This window comes from Cognatazoarcus halotolerans (assembly GCF_009800965.1).
Classification (GTDB): domain Bacteria; phylum Pseudomonadota; class Gammaproteobacteria; order Burkholderiales; family Rhodocyclaceae; genus Cognatazoarcus; species Cognatazoarcus halotolerans.
In genome coordinates, this window is the sequence record NZ_WUAF01000004.1 from 227,839 (window position 1) to 247,030 (window position 19,192).

The 19,192-nt window shown below is 63.6% G+C and carries 16 protein-coding genes and 1 tRNA gene; 6 read left to right on the forward strand and 11 right to left on the reverse strand.

All coding sequences use genetic code 11. The annotated features are described in order from the left end of the window. Positions 1–7 precede the first annotated feature (7 nt). From GQB03_RS07455 to GQB03_RS07480, 6 genes are all read right to left on the reverse strand, one after another. Entirely contained in the window at positions 8–1,627 is a 1,620-nt protein-coding gene (locus GQB03_RS07455) for a carboxyl transferase domain-containing protein (RefSeq protein WP_159686785.1), read from the reverse strand. Between the two features lie 285 nt (positions 1,628–1,912). Further along, entirely contained in the window at positions 1,913–2,164 is a 252-nt protein-coding gene (locus tag GQB03_RS07460; protein WP_159686788.1) for a DUF2061 domain-containing protein, read from the reverse strand. Positions 2,165–3,161: 997 nt separating this feature from the next. Further along, a complete protein-coding gene (locus GQB03_RS07465; protein ID WP_200832138.1) occupies positions 3,162–4,403 on the reverse strand; it encodes an ImmA/IrrE family metallo-endopeptidase in 1,242 nt (413 codons plus the stop codon). 42 nt (positions 4,404–4,445) lie between these two features. Next, entirely contained in the window at positions 4,446–4,730 is a 285-nt protein-coding gene (locus GQB03_RS07470; RefSeq protein WP_159686791.1) for a type II toxin-antitoxin system HigB family toxin, read from the reverse strand. A 640-nt stretch (positions 4,731–5,370) separates the two neighbouring features. Beyond that, positions 5,371–6,591, reverse strand: coding sequence for a hypothetical protein (locus GQB03_RS07475; RefSeq protein ID WP_159686794.1), 1,221 nt, complete (start codon positions 6,589–6,591; stop codon positions 5,371–5,373). A gap of 197 nt (positions 6,592–6,788) precedes the next feature. Then, positions 6,789–7,499 carry a helix-turn-helix transcriptional regulator gene (locus GQB03_RS07480; protein ID WP_235026982.1) on the reverse strand — a complete coding sequence of 237 codons (711 nt, stop codon included), beginning with the start codon at positions 7,497–7,499 and terminating at the stop codon, positions 6,789–6,791. Between the two features lie 160 nt (positions 7,500–7,659). On the opposite strand from GQB03_RS07480, the gene GQB03_RS07485 reads away from it, so the two are divergent. After that, positions 7,660–8,028, forward strand: coding sequence for a VOC family protein (locus GQB03_RS07485; protein ID WP_159686797.1), 369 nt, complete (start codon positions 7,660–7,662; stop codon positions 8,026–8,028). A 63-nt stretch (positions 8,029–8,091) separates the two neighbouring features. Here the strand turns inward: GQB03_RS07485 and GQB03_RS07490 are convergent, their stop codons facing one another. Further along, positions 8,092–9,264 carry an isovaleryl-CoA dehydrogenase gene (locus GQB03_RS07490; protein WP_159686800.1) on the reverse strand — a complete coding sequence of 391 codons (1,173 nt, stop codon included), beginning with the start codon at positions 9,262–9,264 and terminating at the stop codon, positions 8,092–8,094. 142 nt (positions 9,265–9,406) lie between these two features. On the opposite strand from GQB03_RS07490, the gene GQB03_RS07495 reads away from it, so the two are divergent. Continuing rightward, entirely contained in the window at positions 9,407–10,438 is a 1,032-nt protein-coding gene (locus tag GQB03_RS07495) for an AraC family transcriptional regulator (protein ID WP_159686803.1), read from the forward strand. Between the two features lie 137 nt (positions 10,439–10,575). Here GQB03_RS07495 and GQB03_RS07500 read toward each other — a convergent pair whose 3' ends face one another. Both GQB03_RS07500 and speB read right to left on the reverse strand, forming a co-directional pair. Next, a complete protein-coding gene (locus GQB03_RS07500) occupies positions 10,576–11,985 on the reverse strand; it encodes a sodium:solute symporter family transporter (protein ID WP_159686807.1) in 1,410 nt (469 codons plus the stop codon). Positions 11,986–12,050: 65 nt separating this feature from the next. After that, positions 12,051–13,025: an agmatinase gene (speB, locus tag GQB03_RS07505; protein ID WP_159686810.1), complete on the reverse strand. Its 975-nt coding sequence runs from the start codon at positions 13,023–13,025 to the stop codon at positions 12,051–12,053. Positions 13,026–13,174: 149 nt separating this feature from the next. Here speB and GQB03_RS07510 point away from each other — a divergent pair, with 149 nt between their 5' ends. Further along, positions 13,175–14,113 carry a LysR family transcriptional regulator gene (locus tag GQB03_RS07510; RefSeq protein ID WP_159686815.1) on the forward strand — a complete coding sequence of 313 codons (939 nt, stop codon included), beginning with the start codon at positions 13,175–13,177 and terminating at the stop codon, positions 14,111–14,113. A gap of 6 nt (positions 14,114–14,119) precedes the next feature. On the opposite strand, the gene GQB03_RS07515 is transcribed toward GQB03_RS07510, so the two are convergent. Next, positions 14,120–14,806 (reverse strand): alpha/beta hydrolase, encoded by a 687-nt coding sequence (locus GQB03_RS07515; protein WP_159686819.1) that lies wholly within the window; start codon positions 14,804–14,806, stop codon positions 14,120–14,122. Between the two features lie 110 nt (positions 14,807–14,916). Then, a tRNA-Thr gene (locus GQB03_RS07520) sits at positions 14,917–14,992 on the reverse strand. 177 nt (positions 14,993–15,169) lie between these two features. Between GQB03_RS07520 and GQB03_RS07525 the strand changes: the two genes are divergently transcribed. From GQB03_RS07525 to GQB03_RS07535, 3 genes are all read left to right on the forward strand, one after another. After that, positions 15,170–16,699: a hybrid sensor histidine kinase/response regulator gene (locus GQB03_RS07525; RefSeq protein WP_159686823.1), complete on the forward strand. Its 1,530-nt coding sequence runs from the start codon at positions 15,170–15,172 to the stop codon at positions 16,697–16,699. Beyond that, entirely contained in the window at positions 16,696–17,337 is a 642-nt protein-coding gene (locus GQB03_RS07530; RefSeq protein ID WP_159686826.1) for a response regulator, read from the forward strand. Before GQB03_RS07525 ends, GQB03_RS07530 begins: the two co-directional genes overlap by 4 nt. Before the next feature lie 64 nt (positions 17,338–17,401). Then, on the forward strand, positions 17,402–19,159 hold the full coding sequence (locus tag GQB03_RS07535) for a GGDEF domain-containing protein (RefSeq protein WP_159686831.1): 1,758 nt from the start codon (positions 17,402–17,404) through the stop codon (positions 19,157–19,159). The last annotated feature ends 33 nt before the right edge of the window (positions 19,160–19,192 follow it).

Genomic DNA, 19,192 nt, shown 5'->3' on the forward strand with positions numbered 1-19,192 from the left:
ACTCCCCTTACATCCGGAACACGCCGAACTTGGTCGGCTGGATGGGTGCATTGAGCGCAGCGGACAGCGACAGGCCGAGCACGCGGCGGGTCTGGGCGGGGTCTACCACGCCGTCGTCCCACATCCGCGCGGTGGCGTAGTACGGATGGCCCTGGAACTCGTATTGCTCGCGGATCGGCGCCTTGAAGGCTTCCTCGTCATCCGCACTCCAGGCGCCGCCCTTGGCCTCGATGCCGTCGCGGCGCACCGTGGCGAGCACGCTGGCGGCCTGCTCGCCGCCCATCACCGAGATGCGGCTGTTCGGCCACATCCACAGGAAGCGCGGGCTGTAGGCGCGGCCGCACATGCCGTAGTTGCCGGCGCCGAAGCTGCCACCGATGAGGGTGGTGATCTTGGGCACCTGCACGGTCGCCACCGCGGTCACCATCTTGGCCCCGTCCTTGGCGATACCGCCGTTCTCGTACTTGCGGCCGACCATGAAGCCGGTGATGTTCTGCAGGAACAGCAGCGGGATGCCGCGCTGGCCGCACAGCTCGATGAAGTGCGCACCCTTCTGCGCCGACTCGCCGAAGAGGATGCCGTTGTTGGCGACGATGCCCACCGGGTAGCCGTAGAGCTGGGCGAAGCCGCACACCAGGGTGGTGCCGTAGCGCGCCTTGAATTCGTCGAAACGCGAGCCATCCACCACGCGGGCGATGATCTCGCGCACGTCGAAGGGCTTGCGGGTATCGGTCGGGATGATGCCGTAGATCTCTTCCGGGTCGTAGATCGGCTCCTCGCCCTGCCCCAGCGCGAGGCTCATCTGGCCACCGAGCGGCTTGACCCGGTTGAGGTTGGAGACGATGCGCCGCGCGAGATACAGCGCGTGGGCGTCGTTCTCGGCAAGGTGGTCGGCCACGCCGGAGAGGCGGGTATGCACGTCGCCGCCACCGAGGTCTTCCGCGGTCACCACCTCGCCGGTGGCGGCCTTCACCAGCGGCGGCCCGCCGAGGAAGATGGTGCCCTGGTTCTTGACGATGATGGTCTCGTCCGACATCGCCGGCACATAGGCGCCGCCCGCGGTGCACGAACCCATCACCACCGCGATCTGCGGGATGCCCTTGGCCGACATGTTGGCCTGGTTGTAGAAGATGCGGCCGAAATGGTCACGGTCGGGGAACACCTCGTCCTGCCGCGGCAGGAAGGCACCGCCCGAATCCACCAGGTACACGCAGGGCAGGTTGTTCTGCTCGGCGATCTCCTGCGCGCGCAGGTGCTTCTTCACCGTCATCGGGTAGTAGGTGCCGCCCTTCACCGTGGCGTCGTTGGCCACGATCATGCACTCCACCCCCTGCACCCGGCCAATCCCGGTGATCACCCCCGCCGAGGGCGCCTCGTTGTCGTACATGCCGTGAGCCGCGAGCTGGCCCACCTCGAGAAAAGCCGTGCCCGGATCGAGCAGGTGCCCCACCCGGTCGCGCGGCAACAGCTTGCCCCGCGCCGTATGCTTGGCCCGCGCAGACTCGCCGCCGCCGAGTGAAACCTCCGCCGCCTTGGTGCGCAGATCCTCGACCAATCCGCGCAGACTCGCGGCATTGGCCTGGAAATCCGCAGCGCGGGTGTTGATGCTGGACTTGATGGTGCTCATGTCTCCCCGTCCCCTGTTTGATTGATCCGCGGTACCCGCCACACGGGCCGGCGCCGCCACTTGCGGACCCACAGTGTGCGCGCCCGTTCAAGGATTGGGGAAGACTAGCGAAACAGTCGGGACAAGGGGTGACAGGGCGGTTGCAAATCGCGCCAGCGGATGAAAGCGGATGACGCTGGGAACCGGGCCGGCTGGCAGGCCCTCGGTCCGCTCAGGCCCGGGGTCGGGAACCACCGGGCAGTGGCGGACTGGCGGCGTATCGCAGCCGCCCTCGATCCAGCGCCTCTAGGCCTGGCCCTGAATCCCGAGCTCGCCCTGCGGCAAAACATCGCCGTCGCGCCTGCTCGAACTCCAGAAACGCTCATGAACGAAATACACCACCGCCTGCACGCTCGGCTCGAGCAGACTCAAGGTGAGCGAGCTCGCGAAATCCCCCGTCACCGCATACGCCACCGATATTGCAACGGCGATATGGGTAAGGTAGTACGAACCCGTCTTCTTGAACGTACGCTGATTGCTTGCAATCCACTTCGCCATGACAGGCCCCTTGACGATGATTTGATGGGGTCAGTGTGAACATGGTGCGACATCGAGTACAGAAGATAATCGCTATCAGGGTGATAGCGGGCGACGGGAAGTCGGGTACGGTTGCAGGCCATTGCGCCCCTCGCACCCGACTTATCGAATTGCGGTGGAGTGGCGCAATGACATTGTGTTCTTGCCGTTCTGGATGCAGCCCCGCAGATTTGGCACTCGATCATACATACGTTGCAGCGACCGGCCGCGCAAGTAGCGGGGCATTCGCGTATGTGCGAGTTGTGGGCAGGACATTAGTCAGCAATCGGCCTGAGCCGACCTTGGGCTTGATGCCAGCCTCAGGCGGTCATGCGTCGGTTACCCGCTATCGGCGGTGAATGACCTCTTGTCACGTCAGGTGATAGCTGGATTCGCCCCCCCAGCGGTCAGCCGATAAAGGCTCATGAGCGCCTCGGAACGAGCTCGACGTTAGCGACCCTTCGGCCTGCTGCCGCCACGCTGACTCAGTGCGGATGCTGCGACGGATTTCACCGCCGCCGACGTCTTGGGGTTGGTCAACAGCTTGGCAGCCTTGGCGCGACGCGGGCGGAGGTCTGTTCAGTGTTGGGTTTCTTCGTTGCCATGGTAAGACTGCTAACAGTAAAAAGAAGTGCATTGGCGGGAATCAGCGACGATTCCCGCAGTGGTGGTCAGGCGAAAAGTTCTAACTGACCGGGGTGCGAGCGCCAGTGTTGGCGCACAGACTCCCGCGCGCCGAAGCGGAAGCGGGTGTATGCGCGCACGAAGACGCTCCTTCGTCGGATAAAGGCCATAGCCATTCCTCATGAACGTGGAGGGGTTTTGGCTTGTCCATGCACTGCGAACTGCTAGAATTCGTTGTCTTCGCACAAGACATTGCGTGCATAGGTGTTCGGTAGACCCCTATTCACCTCACCGGGCCTCGAAGTGTTGGTAGCACTTCGGGGCCTTTTCTTTGCCGGTAGGAGTTGATGCTCAGTTAGGCTGCTTGGGCGATGCCTCCATATTGATCGGCGAAAAGATATCGAACTGGCTTGGTCATCCCCTTTAGCAAGCGCCAGTTATCCGCATCGTGACGCACCCGGCCAGCAACAATAGCGGGGTGAATCCGCAACCGGTCGGCAAGGGCAATCGCATGGGCCGCAGTCGGGTTCATACGCGCAGCCGACGCAGCCCACTCCTCAGCCGGGATCAGCGCGCTCTGCGCCCCGGAGTCCGCTTCGGTTTCTTCCTTGCTGCTCCGGGTCTTGTCATCAAGATTGTCGGCGATGAATAGATGATTCGACCTCAAATGCATCTGCACATGGACCAACTCGTGGATCAGCGCGAACCAGAAGTTGTCGACCCGGTCATGTCGCAAGGTCAAAGCAACTACTGGCACCCCGTCGTCCAACATTGCCGCGCCATCAAGGTAGGTCTTTTTGAAGTGCGCTTCGACTACCAGCGTGATTCCAATGTCGGCCAGATACTCAATCGCCAAACGGGGGCCATGTTCGAACCGGGAGAGCTTTGCGAGGTCACGCAACCACTCAGCGGTAATTGCCCCCTCCTTGTATTGGGTTTTTAGTTGAGGCCTTTGCTGGCGTGCCTTTTTCAGGACCATGGCACGCCATACCTGCAGTGCGTACTCATCCATGACCCGCGACCCGCTCTGATGGAGGGGCGCGCGCAGTAGCGCCGGACGATGCGCACCCAACGACACGTCGCGCGTGAACTCCCGAATCAATTCCTCACCGCGTTCCTTGGCCTGACGAACCGTCTCGACGGCGCCTTGCAGGCAGCCTCGCTCGATCATTTCCTGCCACGGAAACTTGCTGTAGTCGTACTGCGGCTCTTGCCCGAGGTCGATGTCGTCGTCACCCTCGCCCAGAAGGATCTCCGCCGGAATGCCGAGACTCTTGTGAACTTTCCGGATCATGGCCAAGCTGAGCGGGCGCTTGCGGGCCAGGACTTCCGATACCTTGGGCAGCGAGCCAAGGTACGCAACCATGTCCTTCTTGCCCAGATTCATTTGGTCCATGCGAAACAAGATGGCGTCGATCGGGTCCGGCGATACCGGTTCGACCTTGGTGCGCTCGTAGGCCTCGATGACCAACGCGAGCAGTTCCAGTTCGCCTTCCTTGGAGGAACCCGGCTTGATGTCCTCATCCATCAAAGCGGACAGCCGAGCAACCGCATCGTCGTAGTCACGCTGCGTCTTGATCACTCGAATCTGCTTCATGTCCAACTCCTTTATCCCAGTTCGCCGCATTGCCCATGTGCTCTAGAAAGTCTTTTTGTCGTACTCGGCATGCGTTCCAATCCACTCGATCAAGACGATTCCGTTTTGGTACTTCGCCTTGACCACGAGGCGGATAGTGTTGCCCTTGATGTTGAAAATCACCCGGTTGTCCGCCAAAAGGCTCGCGTTCGGATATTGGTTCTTCACATCCTGCGGTCCGCTCCACTGCGACTGCTCAACCGCTACCCGCCAGACGTCGAGCGGGCCCCGCGAATCCGCGTGCTTGCGCTTGAAATCGTCGAGCTTGGGGAGGCCGAGCAGTTGCATATCGAGTTGCTATCTTTCCCATAGAGGCTCGAATGTTATGTTCCCTTATAGGGAACGTCAACAGATTCCCTTTGTGTCTAGGTGTTGGGCCGTCGAGAGGGTTCATCAGGGTTCCGACATCGAACAAGTATCGGCGAAGACACGTTCAGTCTGGAGCCTAGGAAAGCGCGCCTTGACCAGCGCAATGAACGCCGCGACCTCGGCCGTCAGCGACGCTGCGTTTTCTTGCAAGACAGCGTAGGTTAGGTTTATCGCCGCGGACAGCGTGGTTTCTCTTTGGTGCGAACGTTGAGGCCAACCTACGAAGCGACGGCCGCGGATCGACTGGTTGCTGACCTTGGCGGCGACATGCCCGAACGGCTGTTCAGGCCGACCAGCAGTCGCCGGCCGAGACGGCCAATCCGACGTCTCAGCGCCTCACAGGCCGCACTACCTCGCGCGGTGTCCGGTGTCTTTTCCTGGCATCCCCAGCGACTTCAACTCCGTCCGAAAACCCGACACCAAATCAACTCATCCCAGAGAAGCCCCTTCGAAGCGGGCATTTCTCATCTCCGGGACAGGCAGTGCCGACCGATCCAGCTATCTGGCTACGGAACCGCAAGCGCAGCTTGCCGGCACCACAGGGACGCAGACGAAGTATCTACGTTCGGCCGATACGAACGACATTCAAACCAGGCCTGCAGCGTGCCTTGGTCGAACAAAACATCAACGCCAGCGCCGCCATAATCAGGCTGATCACACTCGGTTCCGGAACACTGACCGGCGGCTCCGGTATGACAAAGGCACCCGACCCGACGACATTGACGCCAGCCCCGAAACCATCCGGTACGCCGCTGCCGGTGCGGTTGGTGTCGTTGAGCATGTCGTTCAGTGTGGCATAGGTGATGAACACCGCATCGGCGGCGCTTTCGCCCTCGGCGTTGAAGAGATTCCAGTAGTTTGTTCCGTCCGAACCCGACCCGACGACATTGACGGCGGCACCGAATCCGTCCGGCACGCCGCTGCCGGTGCGATTGGTGTCGTTGAGCATGTCGCCCAGCGTGGCGTAGGTGACGAACACCGCATCAGCTGCGTTCTCGCCCTCGGCGTTGAACAGGCTCCAGAACGTGTGTCCGTCCGAGCCTGACCCGACGACATTGACGCCCGCCCCGAAGCCGTCCGGCACGCCGCTGCCGGTGCGGTTGGTGTCGTTGAGCATGTCGTTCAGCGTGGCGTAGGTGATGTACACCGCATCGGCGGCGCTTTCACCCTCGGCGTTGAAGAGATTCCAGTAGTTTGTTCCGTCCGAACCCGACCCGACGACATTGACGGCGGCCCCGAAACCATCCGGTACGCCACTGCCGGTGCGGTTGGTGTCGTTGAGCATGTCACTCAGCGTGGCGTAGGTGATGAACACCGCATCAGCGGCGTTCTCGCCCTCGGCATTGAACAGGTTCCAGTAGGTATGCCCGTCCGAGCCGGACCCGACGACATTGACGGCGGCACCGAATCCGTCCGGCACGCCGCTGCCGGTGCGGTTGGTGTCGTTGAGCATGTCGCCCAGCGTGGCGTAGGTGACGAACACCGCATCGGCCGCGCTCTCGCCCTCGGCGTTGAACAGATTCCAGAATGTGTGCCCGTCCGAACCCGACCCGACGACATTGACGGCCGCACCGAATCCGTCCGGCACGCCGCTGCCGGTGCGGTTGGTGTCGTTGAGCATGTCGCCCAGCGTAGCGTAGGTGACGAACACCGCATCGGCGGCGCTTTCACCCTCGGCGTTGAACAGATTCCAATAAACAGCCGCCGCATTCACCGACGGCGCGAGGATCATGATGCAAAGGCTCATCAGCAGTTGGCGTATCGCATTGCGCGTGTTCATGGCCGCCCTCTTGTCCAATCCAACCCGGTATTGAGACCAAGCAACAAATACGCCCAATAAAATACTGACCAACATTCAAGGACGCACGAACTTTTCTGCAATATCAGTGACTTGGAGTGGAAAGAATTCCGACAAAGACAGTCGCCGATCGAAAGCGGGCCTCGGACCGTCAGGCCGCGGAAGCTCCCTCCCTGCTCTCACGAACCACACTCGCCCTGCGCCTTCGCGAGGTAGGCCCGCCATAGCTCGCCATATCGATCGTCGAAGCGCTCGCCGCCAATCGCCACCGCCTCGAAGCGGTCCACCCGGAAGGTACGAAAGCCCTGCCGCAGCTCGCACCAGGCGCCGAGCGTCCAGCAGCGGCCCCAGAACACCAGGCCGAGTGGCCACAGGGTGCGAAGCGAGACTTCGCCGTCTTCCCTGCGATAGCGCACCTCCAGCTTGAGGCCCTTCTCCATGCCCTCGCGCAGCAGGGTCATGGGTTCGCGCAGCGGGGCGGGGTGCATGAAATCGGGTGCGCAGAAGCGCAGATCGCTGCCGGCCAGCCGTTCTTCGAGTGCGCGTGGCAGCACCGCCTCGATGCGGGCGATGGCCTGGGCGGCGGCCTTGCCGAGCGCGGGATCGCCGTAGGCCTGGACCAGCTTGGCGCCAATGACGAGGGCTTCGAGCTCGTCGCCGGTGAACATGAGGGGCGGCACCTGATAGCCGCGACGCAGGCGGTAGCCAACGCCCGCCTCGCCGTCGATCGGTGCGCCGGAGCCGATGAGGTCAGCGATGTCGCGGTAGATGGTGCGCTCCGACACTTCCAGCGCCTCGGCCAGCGCCCGCGCGGTGAGCACGCGGCCGTTGCGCAGCATGAGGATGATCTGGAAAAGACGGTCGGCGGGACGCATGGCAGGAGGCGGCATTGGTGGATGAGTCACCTTAGCACGGCCCCGGGGCGATGCCGCGCAGGCTCCTGACACCACGCTGTCAGGAGGGGGTCACCACAATGGCAATGCCCGTCGCATCCCGCGGCGGATCATCCGGGAGGCGCGAGCCGGCGCTTCCGGCCACAGGAGAACAGGAATGGACAAACCGATCAGCTGGTTCGAACTGCCAGTGCGCGACATCGAGCGCGCCACGCGCTTCTATGAGGACGTCTTTGCGGTGTCGCTGCGCCGCGAGCGTTGCGGCGGCAACCCGATGGCGATCTTCCCCTATGCCGAGCCGCAGCCCGGTGGCGCGCTGGTGCACATGCCGCAGCTGGAGCCGCGCGACAACGGCACCCTGGTGTATCTGGACGGGGGCAAGGATCTCGCCGAACCGCTGGCCCGCGTCAAGGCGGCCGGCGGCGCGGTGGCGATGGAGAAGACCTTCATCGGCGAGGACATCGGCTACATCGCGCTGTTCATGGACAGCGAGGGCAACCGGGTGGGCATGTTTTCGCGGCAGTGAACGGACTGACGGGCGGACCCCGCAAGGGAAGCCGCCCGTCAGTGGCACAAGCCGCGAGGCGACTTACAGGGTTTCGGAGAACAGCTCGCGGCCGATCAGCATGCGGCGGATCTCGCTGGTGCCGGCGCCGATTTCATACAGCTTGGCGTCACGCCACAGGCGGCCCACCGGGTATTCGTTGGTGTAGCCCACGCCGCCGAGGGTCTGGATGGCTTCGCCGGCCATCCAGGTGGCTTTCTCGGCGGAGTAGAGAATGGCGCCGGCGGCATCCTTGCGCAGGGTGCGGGCATGGTCGGTGCGGTCGCAGGCCTGACCGAGCGCATAGACGTAGGCGCGGGTCGCCATCCAGGTGGAGTACATGTCTGCCACCTTGCCCTGCATGAGCTGGAATTCGCCGATGCTCTGGCCGAACTGCTTGCGCTCGTGCAGATAGGGCACCACCACGTCCATGCAGGCCGCCATGATGCCGAGCGGGCCGCCGCACAGCACCGCGCGCTCGTAGTCGAGGCCGCTCATGAGCACCTTGACGCCGCCGCCCACCTGCCCGAGCACGTTCTCCTCCGGCACTTCGACATCGTCGAAGAACAGCGGGAAGGTATTCGAGCCGCGCATGCCGAGCTTGTCGAGGTGGCTGCCGTGGCTGAAGCCCTTCATGCCCTTTTCGATGATGAAGGCGGTCATGCCCTTGGGACCGGCGTTGATGTCGGTCTTGGCGTAGACCACCAGGGTGTCGGCATCGCCGCCGTTGGTGATCCACATCTTGGAGCCATTGAGCACGAAGCGGTCGCCCTTGCGGTCGGCGCGCAGCTTCATGCTGACCACGTCGGAGCCGGCGTTCGGCTCGCTCATGGCAAGCGCGCCCACATGCTCGCCGGACACCAGCTTGGGCAGGTACTTGGCCTTCTGGGCGGCATTGCCGTTGCGACGGATCTGGTTTACGCACAGGTTGGAGTGCGCGCCGTAGGAGAGGCCCACCGAGGCGGAGGCGCGCGAGACTTCTTCCAGCGCGATGATGTGGGCGAGGTAGCCCATGCTGGTGCCGCCGTATTCCTCTTCCACGGTCATGCCATGCAGGCCCAGATCGCCCAGCTTCTTCCACAGGTCGGCGGGGAACTCGTTCTTCTGGTCGACCTCGGCGGCACGCGGCGCGATCTCGTCGGCGGCAAAGGACTGCACGGTGTCGCGCAGCATCTCGATGGTTTCGCCCAGGTGGAAGTCGAGGCTGGGAATGTTCATGAACGGGTCTCCTCCGGAATTCGAATCGTGGATGGCCCTCACGCGGGGCCACAGATGCAAGGGTAGAAGCTAACCGCCCGCGCGGCCAGCAGCCTGCCAAGATGGTTGCAAATAGCGCCACCTCCACTATCATCGCCCCACCATGTATGTGCACCCCGCGACGCTTCGCGACCCGACCCTCGGCCCGGCGGCCACACCGATCGCCTTCATCCGCGCAATCGTCCTTGCGCACCGCCGCTACGGGTCCGATCCTGCCAATGCGCTGGCGCAGGCAAGGATTCCGCCGGATGCCCTGGAAGACCCCACCGCGCGGGTCACCGCGGCGCAGATGGAGATCATGTCGGGGGTCAGCATGCACGACCTCGACGACGAAGCACTGGCGTGGTTCTCGCGCAGGCTGCCGTGGGGCAGCTACGGCATGCTGTGCCGCGCCTCGATCACCGCGCCCGACCTGGGCACGGCACTCAAGCGCTGGTGCCGCCACCACGGCCTGCTGACGCGCGACATCGTGCTGAGCCTTGCCGAAGCGGACGGCCTGGCCAGCCTCGACATCACCATCCACCGGCCGCTCGGCGAACTGCACGAATTCTGCCTGGTGTCGATCCTGCGCATGAGCCTGGGCTACGCCTGTTGGGCGGTGGATTCGCGCATCGGCCTGACCGAGGCGCGATTCCCCTTCCCCGAGCCGCCCCACGCCGATGTGTATCCGCTGATGTTCGCCGGGCCGATCCGCTTCGATGCGACCCGCGCGGGAGTGAGCTTCGATGCGCGCTATCTCGCCCTGCCGCTGCGCCGCGACGAGGACGCGCTGGACCGCATGCTGCAGCGGGCGCTGCCGCTCACCGTGCTGCAGTACCGGCGCGACCGGCTGCTGGTGGAGCGGGTGCGGCAACTGTTGCGCGCCCGTCCCGAAGCGGCCAGTACCGCGGAAGACGTGGCGGCGCAGTTGCACGTGTCGGCGCGCACCCTGCACCGCCAGCTTCAGGAAGAAGGCGCCTCGCTGCAAAGCCTCAAGGATGAAGCACGCCGGGACCGCGCCCTGCACCTGCTACAGCGCAGCGCCCGCCCGCTCAAGCAGATTGCGGCCGAGGTCGGTTTCCGTAACGAAAAGAGCTTCGCTCGTGCGTTCAAGGCCTGGACGGGCACTTCGCCGGGCAGCATCCGCGGCCGTTGAGCCGCGGCAAATGCGCAAGGCGGAAAACGAGATGCTGCCGGAGAAGGGAAAAGGCCGTTTCGCTGTACTCGACAGGGCCCACCCGTACCACGCCGCCGCCTGAAAGGACACAAGCGGCGGGCGCGGACGGGTCTGTTTCAGACGACCTCTTCGGACGCGACCTCGTTCCAGGCGGAGAGATCATCCGCCCGCGGTCCGCCGACCAACACGCTCACCAGGCCCATCGCAACCGCACTCGAGAGGATGCCGAAGATGACCGGTTCGGCGGCCGCGGAGCCGTAGTGGAGGAGTGCCGCCGTGACCACTGTGGCACCGACGAGAATCGCCGCCAGCGCGCCCTGCCATGTCGCCTTGCGCCAGAAGAGCGCGGCCATGATCGGCACGAAGAGGCGGCCGGACAGATATGCGTAGGCCGTATCGAGCGCCACGAAGACGTCGCCGACGAACACAGCCAGGACGATCACGCACACGCTCACACCCGCCGTCACCCAGCGCGATACCGCAAGCTCCCGCCCCTCGTCGAAGCCCAGCGCCGGTTTGAGCAGGTCGTTGGTCACCAGGGTCGCGGAGGCCAGGATGGTGGAGCTCACGGTGGACATCAATGCAGACATCAGCGCCGCCAGAACGATGCCGCTCAATCCGGCGGGCATCACCTTCACCACCAGCGCGGGAAGCGCGTCCTGCGGAGACTCCAGGCCGGGCAGCAAGACATAGGCAAGAATCCCGCACACGCCCATCGCCGCCCCCCAGCCGATCGAATAGATCCCCGCCGAGATCGAGCCGACCGCCGCCACGCGCTCATTGCGTGCGGTGAAAATGCGCTGCCAGATATCCTGGCCGATCATGATGCCCAGGTAGAGCGACATGAACAGTCCGAGCAGGCGCGTGCCGCTGATGTTGGTGAGCGTGAAGAACTCCGGCGGCACGGCCGCACTGATCGCCGCCATTCCACCAGCCGCGTCGATCCCGAAGGGGATCAGGATGGCGATGCCGATGGTCATCAACACGAACTGGATAAGGTCGGTGATGGTGATCGCGAGCATGCCGCCCACCAGGGTGTAGGCCACGGTGACGAATCCGCCCACCAGGATGCTCACGGTAAGGTCCCATCCGAGCAGGGCCTTGAGCACGGCACCGAGTGCGACGATCTGCACCACCGAGATCAGGGCGGCGTAGATGCACGCCACCACCGCGCGCAGGAAGCGGGTGCCGTGCGCGTAACGCCGCTCGAGCATTTCGCTCAGCGTGAATACCCGCAGGCGTGACAGGCGCCCCGCAAACCCCAAGCCGACGGTGACCACGCCGAGGCCGAACATCAAGGTGATCCAGGCCCCCGACATGCCGTGCTGAAAACTCTGCGAAGCCGAACCGAAGGTGGAACCACCGCCCAGGATGACCGTGGACAGGCAAGGGAAATAGACCCAGTACGGCAGATTGCGATCCGCCACCAGATAGTCCGCGGTACTGGACAGACGCTTCATCGCAAACAGACCGCACACGATCATCAGCGCGAGATAGCCGAGGATCACTACGACATCGATATTCATTGTTTTGTCTCCTGATATTTCTTGTTTTCTGGATGCCCGCATTCCGGGCACCAGTCAGTCCTTGTTCATTGGCGTTTTCCTGCAATCGCGTCGGCCATCACGCACAGGATCTCGAACATCAGGGTCGCGCCGACGAGCGCTGTATTGCCGCTTGGGTCAAAAGGCGGAGAAACCTCAACCACATCGCCGCCGATCACGTTCAGGCCACGCAGACAACGCAGCATCTTCTGCGCGTCGAAGGTCGTCAGCCCGCCGATCTCCGGTGTTCCGGTACCCGGCGCATAGACCGGATCCAGCGCATCCACGTCGAAGCTCACGTAGGTCGGGCGCGTACCGACCACCCGGCGCGCCTCCTCAATGACGGCCTGCGGGCCAAGATCGTTGTATTCCTCGATGGTGATCACGCGGATGCCCTGCTCGAGTCCCCATGCGCCGTCGTCCGCGTCGTATACGCCGCCGCGGATGCCGATCTGGACGGTACGTCGGGGATCGAGCACGCCTTCCTCGATGGCCCGCCGGAAAGGCGTGCCATGGGTGTATTTGAAGTCGCCGAAATACGTATCCCAGGTGTCTGTATGGGCGTCGAAGTGAACCATGCCCAGCGGCCCGTGCCTTTCCGCCAGGGCGCGCATGATGGGTAGGCTCACGAGGTGATCACCGCCCGCCGAGAGCGGGGCGACGCCGCGCTTGACCACATCGCGATAAAACCCCTCGATCATCTTCAAGGTGGTGTCCACACAGATCGGATTCACCGGGGCGTCGCCGAGATCGACGCAGTTGGCCAACGCGTACGGGCTCAGTTCGAGCGCCGGATGGTAATTGCGCATCAGCGCGGACATTTCCCTCACCTGGCGGGGGCCATGTCGCGCGCCGGGGCGATTGGTGGTGCCGCCGTCCCAGGGCACGCCGATCAAGCCGATATCGGCGCCGATCGCTTCCGCCACCTCCATGCATGGCAGACGCATGAACGTCGAAATTCCCGCATAACGCGGGATTTTTTCGGATGGCAGGGGTTTATAGACGATTTCCTTTTCAGACATTTCGCATCTCCGTTGTTCGATTTCCGGACCGGATGGACCGGTTTTTCACGCTTGACCCAAGGCAAAGCCTCGACGTAAATATCGGCGACGGAGAAAGGCAGCGTAAATGTGTATTCAGGAACTCACACGTAACAAAACCGGAAACATTCATGAAGAAGCAGAAGAGCCTCTACGGCTGCGTCAGCGACATGGACATCCACCTGCTGCGAGTCTTTCGTACAGTTGTGGAGTGCGGTGGCTTTTCCGCCGCCGAAGTCGAGCTCAACATCGGTCGCTCGGCGATCAGCCGCTACATGAAAGATCTCGAGACGCGTCTGGATCTGCGCCTCTGCGCGCGCGGGCGCTCGGGCTTCGCACTGACCGACCACGGGCGCCTGGTGTACGACGCGGCTCTTCGCCTGCTGGCGGATCTGGAACACTTTCGGGACACCATCAATGCCGCCCACGGCCGCCTCGTCGGCACCCTGACACTGAGCCTCACCGACGACATCGTCACCGATGCGCGCTCCCGCGTCGGTGACGCGCTCGCCCGCTTCCGCGAACGCGGCCCGGATGTGAAGATCGCGCTGACGGTTGCTTCGCCGAACGAAATCGAGCGAGAGGTCATCGAACGGCGCACGCAGGTCGGCGTAGTACCCCTGCACCGCCGGCTGCCGGCGCTGAACTACCACCCGCTTTATGAAGAGACGCTGTTCCTCTACTGCAGTGCGTCTCACCCGCTCGCACGGCAAACGACGCCGCCCGATCTCGAGCTGGTGCGTGCCCAGGATTTCGTGGTGCCGGGCTACACCCTCAACGAAACCTTTCAGGAATTCTTTCCGAACAAGACGCCAGCCGCCCGCACCAACAAGATGGAGGGCGTGGCAACACTGATCCTCAGCGGAAAATTCATCGGCTTCATGCCCGACCACTTCGCCAATCGCTGGGTTGAAAGCGGGCAGATGCACACGCTTCTAGCCGACCGACTGCAGGTAAGCATTCCCTTTGCCGCCATCACCCACCGCGATGTCCAGCCCAGTCTGCTACGGGACACATTTCTGGCGGACATGCTGGCAGCCCATGCGCTCGGCGCGCCGGACGGAAGCTGAAACGCCTCAGGCCGTGAGCACCATCGCCAGCCACGATTCGATATCACGCAGCTCTTCCATCGCGATGGAATGCTCGGTGAAATAGGGATGCCAGTCGATCGGGTAACCAAGCTCCGCCAGGAGCCGCCCCGAACGCTCGGCGAAATCGTAGGGAATCACCGTGTCACCATGCCCGTGGGCCATGAAGATCGGTGTCGTCCGGTTGGCCTCGTGGGCCTCCCCCGCGAGTGAATCGGCAAGCGGAACGTAAGTGGACAGGGCGAGGATGCCCGCCAGGCGCCGGGGATGGCGCAAGGCCGTGTGCAGCGCGATCGCCCCGCCCTGGGAAAAGCCCGCCAGCACGATGCGCTCGTCGGGAATGCCGCGCGCGTTCTCCCGCTCGATCAACGCCTCCAGCTGTGCGGCGGACTCCAGCACCCCGGCAGGATCTTCCCGACGAGCGGAGAAATCGAGCGAGACGATGTCGTACCAGGCTCGCATCACGTAGCCACCGTTGATCGTCACGGGACGCATCGGCGCATGCGGAAAGACAAAACGGGTTGGTGGGAAACGATCCACGTTGAAGGCTTCCACCACCGGCTCGAAGTCGTGTCCGTCGGCACCCAGACCATGGAGCCAGATCACCGCATGGGTGGGTTGTTCGGTCGTCGACAACTCGACGGTCGGCAGAATGATCGGGGCAGTTGAAGTCATCGGGCGGTTCCGTTTCGACGAGACGCGGATTGAAATCAGCCGGACACGCCGGCTGGACGCATGCGAAAAACAAAGGCCCGATCCGGTGGATCGGGCCTTTGCGTTGTTCATGGTGCCCCCGAGAGGAGTCGAACCCCCGACCTTCGCATTACAAGTGCGCTGCTCTACCAACTGAGCTACAAGGGCGCCGGCAGACGGGTCTGCCGCTTGCCGCAAGCCCGTCCGAAACAAGCGCCGGACTCGCGAAGCGCGCAGATTATAGCCGAATCCGCGCGCCGCGATATCAACCGACCGAGTCCATTGACTTGGAGAGGTCGCGTTGCAACGGCATAATTCGGTCGCCCCAGTCATCACGCAGACGACATGTCCCAAGCGCGCCCCGCCGACCAGCCCGATTCGCTCGCCATCCTCATGATCGAGGACAACGAGGATGACGCCTTGCTACTGTTGCGGCGATTCAAGGTTGCCGGTTACAGGGTCGACAGCGAGCGGGTCTTCACCGCCGCGACGATGCGCAGCGCGCTCGATCAACGCGAGTGGGACCTGATCATCTCCGATCACAGCATGCCCGGTTTCGACGCGCTGGCGGCCCTCGACATCATCAAGGCACGCGGCCTCGACGTGCCGTTCATCATCGCCTCGGGCCATATCGACGAAGACACCGCAATTTCCGCAATGCGTGCCGGCGCGCACGATTATCTGAACAAGAACAATCTCGAACGCCTTCTGCCGGCGATCGAACGCGAACTGCGCGAAGCGCGCAACCGTCGCGAGCGCCGCCAGGCGCTTGCCACGCTGCAGGAGAGCGAAGCCCGACTGCGTTCGCTGGCGGCGAGTACCCCGGGTGTCATTTTCCAGATGCGGCGATGCCCGGAGTGCGGCCTGCGCTTCACCTACGCGAGCGACGCTTGCGAAATGCTGTTGGGCCTTGGCCCCGAGGCACTGATGGCCGATGCCAAGCGGTTCTCGTCGCTGCTGCTGGATACGGACCGCGGCGGCTTCACCGCGGCGGTCGAAGAATCGGCGCGGGAGGGGGTGAAGCTCAACTGGGAAGGCCGCATCGTCACACCCCAGCAGGACATCAAGTGGATCAACCTGCGGGCGTCGCTGCGTACCCAGGAAAACGGCAGGCCCGTGTGGGAGGGGGTGATGTGGAACATCACCCACAGCAAGCGGGTGGAGGAAGAACTGCGCGCATCCCAACGCCAACTCGCCGCGCTCTCGAACCACCTGCAACACGTCAAGGAGGAAGAACGGGAGCGGATCGCCCGCGATGTCCACGACGTTCTCGGCGGAGATCTCGTCGCCATGAAGTTCGAAACCGCCCTGCTGGCGAGCCGGCTCGACGGTCCGCGCGAGGGCATCGAGGCGCGAGTGAAATCGATCAGCGCGCTGGTCGACGAGGCCATCGCCACGGTCAGCAGGGTGACCCGCGAACTGCGCCCCGGCATCCTGCGCGATTTCGGCCTCGCGGCCGCAATCGAAGGTCAGGCGGAGGATTTCTCGGGGCGGACCGGCACCCCCTGCGAAGTGCTCTGCTCCGACTACGACATCGAATTGCCGGACGAGACCTCGATCGCGGTATTCAGGATCTTCCAGGAGGCGCTGACGAATATCAGCAAGCACGCCGGTGCAAGCAGGGTGGACGTCCGCCTGATGCAGGAAGGCGACGAGCTCTTGCTGGAGATCAGCGACGACGGCAAGGGCATCGCCCCGAAGGATCTCAACAAGCCGAAATCCTTTGGCCTGCGCGGCATTCGGGAGCGCATAGCAAGCCTGGGCGGAACGCTCTCGCTCGACAGCGCGGGCAAGCGCGGGACGCACCTGCAGCTGCGGCTGCCGCTCGGTGATCAACAGCACAAGACAAATACACAGTCCGAGGTCAGACCATGAGCAAGCAGATTCGCGTCCTGATTGCCGACGATCACGCGATCGTGCGGCAGGGACTGCGTCAGATACTCTCCGACACCGCCGACCTTGAGGTGGCGGGCGAAGCGGCAAACGGCGTCGAGGCACTGCAGCAGGTTCGCCAGAGTCATTTCGACGTGGTCCTGATGGACGTGTCGATGCCCGACCGCAACGGCATCGACGCGCTCAAGATGATCCGCAAGGAATACCCCCGCATGCCGGTGCTGATGCTCAGCATGTATCCCGAGGAACAATATGCGATCCGCGCCCTCAAGGCAGGCGCGGCGGGTTATCTGAACAAGCAGAGCGCCCCGGAGCAACTCGTCACCGCGATACGCCAGGTGGCAAGCGGCAAGAAATACGTCTCGGCGTCGCTGGCCGAAGAGCTCGCCAACGCCATCACCGACGACTCCGATCGCCCGCCGCACGAAAAGCTCTCCGATCGCGAGTATCAGACTCTCTGCCTGATCGCCTCCGGCCGCACGCCGACCCAGATTGCCGAGGAACTCAACCTCTCGGTGAAGACGGTCAGTGTCTATCGCGCCCGCCTGCTCGAGAAAATGCGACTGAGCAACAACGCCGAGCTCACCCACTACGGCCTGAAACACGGGCTGGTGGAATAAGATGCCGCTCAAGTTCCCCGCTCGCTTGTCGTAACAACGGCTTACCACAATCTGACAGCGCATCATGACGGACGACACCAGACAGAGTCCTTCCGAAATCGCCCGGGAAGCCCTGCGCCGCCTCGCGATGCGCAGGATCGCGCCGACCCCGGACAATTTCGAGATGTTGTACCACGAGATCTCCGGTTCGCCCGTCGACGAGCGATTTCCGGTGCGCGGGCTCAAGGCTGTTGCAGTTGCGCTGCCACGCACCGGCCCTGAGGCTGCTCGCCTCGCCCGCGCATTCGAACATGCCGTAGCCCAGTCGGACTGGGCCTTGCTGCGCCAGGCCATTCTTTCGATGGCCAGCGCCTCCGCCTCCGACCAGCCCGAACTCGCCCCGTTGTTGCGCGATCTGTTCGTCGAATTCGAGCGCCCTCACGCCGGACTCACCGTTGCGCGCAAGCGTGAAGCGCTGATGCACGTTCTTTCGGCATCGTCCGACAATTCGCTGATGTTCCAGCGGCTCAGTGGTCTGCTCAAGAGCTGGGCGACACAGCGCAACGGCGACTTCGAGGCGAGCGCCGCGGCACTCCCGATCGTCTCCGCGGCAGACGCCCCCGCGCCGACCGGCGACGAACCGGACCCCCGCGTACCGCTCGCAGCGCTGCTGGCTCGCGTGCTCGAGGCGGGGGTCGAACCACTGATAGTCGAGTTGCCCGAGCTCGTCGCCGAAGTGCACCAGCTTGCCGATGCCGTCCGCAAGGAGCCCACCAAGCTGCAGAGCGAAGAAACACGCCGTCGGCTCGAAGCGCTCACCTTGCGGCTCGAGTGGGTTGGCGAAGACCAGCGCGCGGTTCGGCACGGGCTCGTCAGCCTGTTGCAACTGGTCCTTCAGAACATCAGCGATCTGGTCCAGGACGACCGCTGGCTGCATGGGCAGCTCAGCGTCATTCGCGACGCTTTTGCGGGCCCGCTCGACATTCGTGCACTCGATGCGGTGGAGCGCCGGCTGCGCGACGTGATCGAAAAGCAAAGCCATCTCAAGCGCGAACTGTCCGATGCCCAGCAACGGCTCAAGCTCATGCTGGCGGGTTTCGTCGATCGCCTTGCCGCATTCGGCGCCGAAACGGGCGAATACCACGACAAGCTAGAACTCTGCGCCAAGCGCATCAGCGAAGCAGACGACATCAAGGAGCTTTCCGACGTCGTCGAAGACATCATGCGCGAAACCCGTGCAACGCAGGAAAGCACCCTGCGCTCGCGCGAGGAAATAAGCGAACTGCGTACCGAAGTCGACCGTGCAAACAGCGAAATCAGTCGTTTGCAGCGCGACCTCGACGCAGCCAGCGAACTTGTTCGCCACGACCCGCTCACCGGGACACTCAATCGCAAGGGCCTCGACGAGGCGCTTGAGCGCGAGATTGCCCGCGCGCGCAGACGTGGCACGACGCTGTCGCTGGCCCTGCTCGACGTAGACAATTTCAAGAATCTCAACGACACCTTCGGCCACAAGACCGGTGACGAGGCGCTGCGTCACCTTGCTGAAGTGGTGCGCAGCAGCCTGCGCCCGCAGGATTGCGTCGGCCGCTACGGCGGCGAGGAATTTCTCATCGTCCTGCCCGACACCGATCTCGACAGCGCGAACGCAACGCTCACGCGTCTTCAGCGCGAGCTCACCAAGCGCTACTTCATGGCAAACAATCAGCGCCTGCTCATCACCTTCAGTGCCGGCGTGACCCGACTCATGGACGACGAAGCCGCCAACGTCGCGGTCGACCGTGCCGATCGTGCGATGTATGCGGCAAAACGTGCCGGCAAGAACCGCGTCCTGACCGCCTGAAAGGCCGAGGGGCTCGACTCGCCCGGCCGATGG